Below are 7653 nucleotides of genomic sequence, written 5' to 3' on the forward strand. Positions count from 1 at the left end.
GGGTTAAGAATGGCGATGCAGTGCAAAACCCAGAAATACAGGAAGAAAAGAAACAAGGTAATAAACAAGTAAACAAAATGGAAAGTAATCCATCCAATAAACAAGAAAAGAAGGAATCCAATAAGTCAACTGTACAGGAAGAAAGAAAGACAGTAAAAAAGGTTACATATGAGATAGAAGAAGGGCTTCATGATGAATTAAAAATAAAGGCTATTCGTGAGAAAAGAAACGTATCGGAAATCGTAAACGAGTTTATTAAAAAGGGTTTAGGGGAGGCTTAAAAGCTAATACTAATAAAGCCTTCTAAGATGAATAACCTTTCATTTTGGAATTAAGAACCTCCACAATTCCCCGTGGAGGTTCTTTTTTATTTTGATTATGTGAGCCCTGGGAGAACGAAAAAATAGTTTTCCAACGCAGTAGACCACGGATGAATAAAGACTTTTCCGACGCAGTATAAAGAGGGTTTTCGGACGCAGTAAAAAGGGATTCAAATCTGAAAAAACACCTGAGTTTTTTTAGTTAGTAAGTAAAAAGGCACGCATGTTTAAACGCTCATAAAGGGGTGAATTTGCGTATTTTTAATTCGCCCTTAGTTTTATTCGCCTAAAAAAAATAAACCACCTTAAAAAAGTCGTTAGAGTCCTTAGAATCAATTTTTCAAAAAAAGTGATAGAAAAAACTGCGGTTTTAAATGAGGTTTTTTATTTAACCAAGTCCAGTCCATAAAAAAAGAGGAGCTGCACTCCTCATTTTTTCATCGCCTCTAAAATCCCTTTAAAGTTATTAAAGGTGTCCATATCCCAACAGACTAGCCAATTAAGAAAAGCCTCCTCCTCGCCTGTTAAAGCTCTTCCTGTACCCTCTTTAATAATCTTTTCGAGTTCTTTATATTTCTGTTCATCCGATAACATCGCCATGATTTTTCCCCTCCTATAAATTAAAGCCTAATAGCTTATCTTCGATTTCCTCTGCCGTAATCCCGATATAGTCTAAAGTAACACGAGGGTGTGAGTGATTTAGGATATCTTGGAGGCTCGCAACGTCTTTATATTGCTTATAAAACCAATAACCGAAGGTCTTTCTTAAAGTATGAGTACCGATTGCTTCTACTCCGGCAAATTCAGAGGCTTTATTTAACTGCCTGTACGCTTGAATTCTACTTATAGGCTTATCCCCTTTACGGCTTGGAAAAAGCCATTCTGTGCCCTCCAGTGTCTCTATATAAGTATTTAATTCCTCATATAAGCCATTAACTAAAACCTTTCGAGGCTTATCCGTTTTTCCCTCTTTTACATTAAAGGATTTTTTCCCCTTTACCTCTTCGATTTTTAATTTCAGTAAGTCGCTTATCCTTAATCCTGTATTAATGCCTAAGCAGAAAAGAATATAATCCCTCTCGGAACAATGCCTTTTTAAGGCCCACTTCATATCTTCGATTCCTTCTAATGTTCTAATAGGTTGCACGTCCTTTATCTCGTCTTTTTTATTTTGTTTAGTCTTTACCATCCCTGTATTCTCCCCTTTTTGAATGTAACATCTTTCTCTATTTCCTATCATAAAGTGACAAAACCAAAAAGTATAGTGTTTATGCGAAAATGAATGTAACAAAAGATATAAAATGTTACATAAGGTCAACCGCACCGACTCCTACGCAGTACGCATTTTTAGAGAGGCTTCGCCGTGCGGTCTGCCTTTTTTCCTCTTAGGGAGGATATATAAAAATAGTTTACTACCCTAAGAGTACCAACGGTTTAGAGGCTGAATCCACGGTGCATATTAGGAACAAAATAAACCGATTCGAGCCGATTCGTTCACTCGATTTAAGGAGTAGTCATTTATGAAAAACGTAACAGTAGCTTTTAAGACCTCACCGCAGATTGCACAGTTGATAGAGGCAGAAAGCCTAAAACAGGGCTATAGGAATAAGTCCGAGTTTTTGACTAATGCGATTATGGATAGTTTAGCGGGATTAGAAGCTACGAGGCATAAGGACACGATATCGGACTTCTTGGATATTATTTCGCCGAGCATAGCCTCACGGATTAATGATAAAGACCGTGTAAACGACCTTATTAACGATTTAAAAGTCCTTCAAAGGGTTTATATCAAAGAACGGTTAACTCCTCATATGAGGTTACAGAAACACCTCACAGATACCGCCGTGCAGTCTTTCCTAGAGGGTGACAGTATTGTCGAGCAAACAGGAATAGATGGCTTTATCGTTAATTCTTGCCTACAAGCCATTTACGACAAGATGGCTTCAAGGGGCATTATCTCTTTCGAGGAATGGGAGGAAGCGACTCAGCATTATTCCATGTACATGGAACACGGCGAGGGGCTACAACTACTAAAACAAACGGAGTGATAGATAAATGTATATGAAAAAAATGTTATTACCTCTTAACCTTCAACTATTCGCGGGCGAAGGGGCGGGAGGATTATCCTTTCAATTTCAAGACGGAGTAAACATGACTCCAGAGCAATATATCGAGTATAAGAAAATGCAGAAAGAAGCAGAAATCAGAGGGAATCGACCAGTATTCGGAGGAGGATCAACAGGAGTAACGAAAACGGCTGGGCAGATTTTCGTTACTTCGGAGGCTTATCAGAACTTCATCAAAAATGGTCAAAACCATTCCGATAACGTAGAAATCCCTTCTTTTAGAAAAGAATTAGTGACCTCAACAGGCACGAATGGATTAATGGGAGCGAATCGAATTATCGGTTTAGGCGAAGCACCAATGAATATGAGAAGCCTTCTTGCGGTTGCCCCTACTACTAATAATGCGGTGGATTATATCCGTGAGGTCGGCTTTACGAATGCCTCTGCGGTTGCCCCTGAGGGAACGCTTAAAGCGGAATCTAGTATTACTTTCGAGTCTGAGACAGCCCTTGTCCGTACTCTCGCCCATTGGCTTCCTGTGACTCGTCAAGTAGTAGCGGATATCCCTCAAATGCAAAATCATATCGACTTACGGCTTATGTACGGTCTCAGCGTGACGGAGGAAAGTCAAATCCTTTATGGAAGCGGTATAGGGGATAATTTAGAGGGCTTAATGGTCGTGGCCAATACTCAGACCTACACCGCACCGGCGGGAGAAACGAAGACCGATGCTATCCGTAGGGCTTTAACACGGACTTATATTAGCGGATTCCCTCCTACTGGGGTTGTCTTAAATCCTCTTGATTGGGAAGATATCGAACTCCTAAAAGGTACGGACGGACACTATATCTTCTTAAACGTGAATACAGGGAATGAGACAAGACTTTTCCGTGTTCCTGTAGTCCTTTCTACCTCAATGGTAGAGGGTTCATTCTTGGCGGGGGCTTTCGGTTTAGGGGCGCAACTCTTTGACCGTGAAAGAGTAAACGTAAGGATCAGCGAACACCATGCTGACTACTTTACTCGAAATCAATTAGCGGTTTTATGTGAGGAACGGATTGCCCTTGCTATCTATCGTCCAGAGGCTTTTGTAAAAGGCACGTTTGCTACCGCTTAAAATGAGGGAGCAGCTAAACAAGTTTATTCTGAAAGTAGGTAATGCCTTTGGTTAAAAGAGCCTATTTCCAAGGCGAAGCGGTTCAATTACAAGACTTTTTAAATCTCTTTTATGAGTCTCAAGGGATAAAAGAAGTGCCGATAATTGGAGAAGAAATAGATGTCGTTTTACGTGTAAAAGAAGAAAAGCATGAGGAAATGTTTAAGGATTGGGCTTTAAGTTTTGGCCTAAAATGTACGATTATAGAAACGGCAAGATAGAAAATATGTTACATTCAAATACCTAAAATTTTTACGTAAAAATCCTTTTAAAAACAACCTTATATATGCGGGGTATTTGGATGTAACATTTCTAGTATTTTGTTACATATCAGACGATTCGCTAAAGTTTTTACCCAAAATTCGACCAATAAGTTATAATTAGAAAAGGAAAAGAGCCTATAGCGGGAACTATAGACTCCTTGGTAACGTTGACCCTGTGCCGACCCATTACTCACAAAAGATAGACAAAAGGATATTTCATGTACTCTTTTAGGAGTACAAGCTATTAAATTCAATTATAGCTATTGTAACATGATTTATTCCTTTTGCCTATCAGAAATTCGATAGCATAAAAGGAGATTCTTATTATTATGACTACACCAACCGCAGTTAAACCGCAGAAAACAAATAATAGAGCCATTCAACGAACTCATAAGACCTATAAGAGTAAAGTAGAGATCAGCGAGGCTTTATCCCTCATTAAAACTCATATAAACATATCTACTTATAAATACTTATCCCATTTCCTACATACCGCAAAAGATGGAGGAGTAACCCAAGCGAAGGTTACGACTATATGTAAAATGGCTGGTATTTCAACTGGTGCTTATTCTAAAACGGTAAAGCCCGAAATAGAAGGAGTATTTAGTCAGCCTTTAATTATAAAAGTAGAGCCACAGAAGAAAGACAAACTCGGCAGAAAAAATAAAGGTTCAGCTTATAAATCATTATTACCTCTATCCGTAATTAGGCATTTAGTAAGAGAAAAAGAAGCCGAAGAGAGGGAGCAGCAAAACAAGTTTTTAGAGGCTATTTATTCTCAAAGTGATATTACGGGTGATATCACGGGTGATATTACGGGTGATATTACGTCAAATCCTTCAATTCCTTGGGAGAGTAAGGAAGAAGGCACTTTTTTAGAACAACAGAATAGTTCTTTAGAAAAGACCTTTAGAAATAAACCTTTAGATAATAATAATCGATTAAACGATAAGCCTCATACGGATAACTTTAAAATTAAAATCAACCCAAAAGTAACAGAGTTAGTTAGCCTCTTTCCATGGAATGAATCCGAACAGCCGAGGATAGCTAAAGAAATTCAGTTAGCTTTAAATAAAACGAAACTAGAGTTTAATGATGATACAGAGCCTCTTATCTTCGGTGCTTTAAAGAGAGCCATTAAACCTTTAGAGAAGGATCAGACACTTAAAAACTCCTCCAAAAAATATCGTTATCTCTATAAATGCGTAGAAACGGCTTTACAGGGTTATTTCTCTAAAGAGGAAGTAGTCATGGAGGAAGGTAGAAAACAAGTCATAGAACACCGTCACACTTATTCATACGAACCACAAAGGCAAGGGAGTTTCCTAAACTTATACCAAAAGGAATATGGGGAAGTAGAAATCGAGGGAAGCCATGAACGGAAAATTATAAATGCTAATGAAGTACCTACTAGAAAACCGACTAGAACGGAAATGTTACCTGATTGGTTCCAAGACTCAGAGGATTACTATAAACAATTTGAGCCGAAAGCCTAAATTTGACCGTACAAACGATTTAAAACCTTGTTGGTAAGGATAAGGTCTGCCGAGAGGCTTTTATCTTTCCTTGCCCCTTTTACGGACTTCTCAGCTTATTTTATTTACATGGTGTAGTATCGGCTTCGCCTCTAAAGGCAAACGGAAAGAGGGAGCAGCTAGTTATCAGCTCTTCCATCTGTTCACAAATAGCAACTTTGATTTATTTATAAACCATTCATAAACCATTCATGCAACCATGTGGGATATGTTCCGTACAGCTATCCCACTTCGGGAAGGGGCTACGAGTAGTAACCATAAAGACGGATTCATCCAAGTGACCTGCGACAGGATGGACCGATTCATCTAACCATCCCGAAATCAAACCACTTATACACCCTTGTTTTGGGGTGTGAGGATCGGAAACTCCACCTTGTCCCCTTGGATTCCTGGAGCCTAAATTGGCTCTTTTCTTTTTGAAGGCTTATTCAACATAGACATTTGCTGATACCAAAATGATACTGATGAATAAAAATAGTTAAACAACCATAAAGGAAAGAGAGAGAGAGGAACTTTTGAAAACATATTGTAGACATCCCTTTAAAAAGTATGCACAAGTTCGTGTCATTAACCCATGTGGACCTGATCATAAGGGTGCGAAAGACTTAAATTTTGTTAATATGCCATATGGAGAACCTGTTTATGCCATGGAATCGGGTCATGTGGCTGAAATAAGACGAAACTTACCCCATTCTTCAAATCCTGCAGACTTACCTAATAATGTGGTGATCCGAGGTAGTGACCAGTTCTATACCGAATACGCTCACATAACACCAGTTAGCAAAGCCCCAAATCATGCACGTCCTGGATCTGTTTTATATTGGATGGGGTATAATCGACCACTAACGATAGGGAGCGTAATCAGAGAAGGGGACTTAATTGGTTATGTAGACAATTCTGGCCGCACGGTTGGAGATCCTCACGTTCATATTAACCGATATACTCCCGGAGAAGCTGCATCTTTGCATGACAGACCTTCTCCTTGTGATTGGACTATAAGGGGTGTCGATGCTGTTGCCATCCCACTTCATTGTCTACCAGCACTCCAACACGGCATCATCCCTCACCGAATGAATTACTATCAATGGATAATAGATAATGAGCTGAGAAGAAGATTTGGAGTCTATTAACAGGCTCCTTTTCTTTTTGAAAAAATATAAAATAAATGTTTGCAATATCGGCTGCAAAAATAGCAGTATCCTTTAACTACGAATAGTCACAGGAAACAGCTATTCCTGTGTTTACCGTGGGCTTCCCTACCGTGGTAGATAGCTTGGTAACAAAATAGAGAGAAAGTTACATTCATTTTTCTTATGGAATAAGGGATATCAGCAAACAGAGGAAATCGAGGAAAAAAATCAAATATGTTACATTCAAAACGGCACAAAAAAAACAACCTCGTGAAAGGTTACTTCTTGTTTGGTGGAAAACCCTTGGAAAAAATCTAACCCTTTTGAAGGAACCCTAATCAATCATGGAGGAAATAAATTCATCTGCATCTAGACTTTTATTATGACCATGAAGGAGGAGTTTTATGGATTTTATCGAAGTGAAACTAAAGAAATGTACCGTGTATCTATTACCCGAAGAAATTCATCATCTTTTATTAGTCGATATTGACCTATATAAGAAAGCGTTGGCCAGGGGGAAAGGGATAACAAGGACGAAGGTCCAAACGAGCCGTGAAGAAGCAAAATGGGAGTCTGAGGGACAAATACACTAAAGAGATAGAGTAAAAACAAAGGGGAGAGAAGGGCTTACTTTGAAACGAATGATTTCGGTTATGATATTAGCTTTGATATTAACAGGCTGTGCCTCGCAAACTGCTACGAAGGAAGAAGTATCTAAATTTATTGCGGATACGAAAGAAATGACGGCTCTTTTCGAGGATGTTTATAATACGCATCGTGAATTTACTACGGATGAAGAGCGGGCTTTCAATTACTACAAGGTTAATTACGGGGAAGATAACGAATTCGAAGGAAACTCCGACGTGGACATTCGCACGATTTCAACGTTCACGCAGTTGCTTTACTTCGATGCCAAGCGACAGCCTGGCGTGGATGATACTTTTGCGAGGGACTTGAAGGAAATAAACGATAGGATTTCCGTTGTAGAATCGAATGACATATATAAATAAAATCAAAGGGAAGAGGAGGCAGTCCGTGATGGAATTAGAGGAGATTGTAAGGAAAATCAATAGTAAGGAAATACAGAAGAAAGATATCGCTAAAGAAATGGGGATCAATCCGAGTACGCTTCAAAGACGAATGAAAAAAGAAGGCTATAACTTCGATAAAGAGGCTGACCTAT

10 protein-coding genes are annotated in these 7653 nt (G+C 38.9%); 8 read left to right on the forward strand and 2 right to left on the reverse strand.

The window, feature by feature from the left end; all coding sequences use genetic code 11:
* Nucleotides 1–281: hypothetical protein (locus J7E66_RS25865; RefSeq protein WP_215005325.1), on the forward strand; the 281-nt coding region annotated here is incomplete at its 5' end.
* A gap of 468 nt (nucleotides 282–749) precedes the next feature.
* On the opposite strand, the gene J7E66_RS25870 is transcribed toward J7E66_RS25865, so the two are convergent.
* Nucleotides 750–920, reverse strand: a complete 171-nt coding sequence (locus tag J7E66_RS25870) for a hypothetical protein (protein WP_215005328.1) — start codon at nucleotides 918–920, stop codon at nucleotides 750–752.
* A gap of 13 nt (nucleotides 921–933) precedes the next feature.
* The gene (locus J7E66_RS25875; protein WP_215005331.1) at nucleotides 934–1509 is read right to left on the reverse strand and encodes a tyrosine-type recombinase/integrase; all 576 of its coding nucleotides are present in this window, start codon (nucleotides 1507–1509) and stop codon (nucleotides 934–936) included.
* 331 nt (nucleotides 1510–1840) lie between these two features.
* Here J7E66_RS25875 and J7E66_RS25880 point away from each other — a divergent pair, with 331 nt between their 5' ends.
* The 7 genes from J7E66_RS25880 (at nucleotide 1841) to J7E66_RS25910 (ending at nucleotide 7480) form a co-directional block, all read left to right on the forward strand.
* Entirely contained in the window at nucleotides 1841–2368 is a 528-nt protein-coding gene (locus tag J7E66_RS25880) for a hypothetical protein (RefSeq protein ID WP_215005335.1), read from the forward strand.
* A 7-nt stretch (nucleotides 2369–2375) separates the two neighbouring features.
* Nucleotides 2376–3503, forward strand: coding sequence for a phage major capsid protein (locus J7E66_RS25885; RefSeq protein WP_215005338.1), 1128 nt, complete (start codon nucleotides 2376–2378; stop codon nucleotides 3501–3503).
* Nucleotides 3504–3550: 47 nt separating this feature from the next.
* Nucleotides 3551–3763 carry a hypothetical protein gene (locus J7E66_RS25890; RefSeq protein WP_215005341.1) on the forward strand — a complete coding sequence of 71 codons (213 nt, stop codon included), beginning with the start codon at nucleotides 3551–3553 and terminating at the stop codon, nucleotides 3761–3763.
* Nucleotides 3764–4134: 371 nt separating this feature from the next.
* Nucleotides 4135–5301: a hypothetical protein gene (locus J7E66_RS25895; RefSeq protein WP_215005344.1), complete on the forward strand. Its 1167-nt coding sequence runs from the start codon at nucleotides 4135–4137 to the stop codon at nucleotides 5299–5301.
* A 554-nt stretch (nucleotides 5302–5855) separates the two neighbouring features.
* Nucleotides 5856–6470 carry a M23 family metallopeptidase gene (locus tag J7E66_RS25900; protein WP_215005347.1) on the forward strand — a complete coding sequence of 205 codons (615 nt, stop codon included), beginning with the start codon at nucleotides 5856–5858 and terminating at the stop codon, nucleotides 6468–6470.
* A 404-nt stretch (nucleotides 6471–6874) separates the two neighbouring features.
* Nucleotides 6875–7063 carry a hypothetical protein gene (locus J7E66_RS25905; protein WP_215005350.1) on the forward strand — a complete coding sequence of 63 codons (189 nt, stop codon included), beginning with the start codon at nucleotides 6875–6877 and terminating at the stop codon, nucleotides 7061–7063.
* A 39-nt stretch (nucleotides 7064–7102) separates the two neighbouring features.
* Nucleotides 7103–7480 carry a hypothetical protein gene (locus tag J7E66_RS25910; RefSeq protein WP_215005353.1) on the forward strand — a complete coding sequence of 126 codons (378 nt, stop codon included), beginning with the start codon at nucleotides 7103–7105 and terminating at the stop codon, nucleotides 7478–7480.
* Nucleotides 7481–7653: the final 173 nt, after the last annotated feature.

Source organism: Bacillus sp. ISL-7 (assembly GCF_018613065.1).

Excerpts from the sequence above, each read along its gene's own strand:
- J7E66_RS25870 (WP_215005328.1), bottom strand. The coding sequence starts at position 920 with ATGGCGATGTTATCGGATGAACAGAAATATAAAGAACTCGAAAAGATT.
- J7E66_RS25875 (WP_215005331.1), bottom strand. The coding sequence starts at position 1,509 with ATGGTAAAGACTAAACAAAATAAAAAAGACGAGATAAAGGACGTGCAA.
- J7E66_RS25880 (WP_215005335.1), top strand. The coding sequence starts at position 1,841 with ATGAAAAACGTAACAGTAGCTTTTAAGACCTCACCGCAGATTGCACAG.
- J7E66_RS25885 (WP_215005338.1), top strand. The coding sequence starts at position 2,376 with ATGTATATGAAAAAAATGTTATTACCTCTTAACCTTCAACTATTCGCG.
- J7E66_RS25895 (WP_215005344.1), top strand. The coding sequence starts at position 4,135 with ATGACTACACCAACCGCAGTTAAACCGCAGAAAACAAATAATAGAGCC.
- J7E66_RS25905 (WP_215005350.1), top strand. The coding sequence starts at position 6,875 with ATGGATTTTATCGAAGTGAAACTAAAGAAATGTACCGTGTATCTATTA.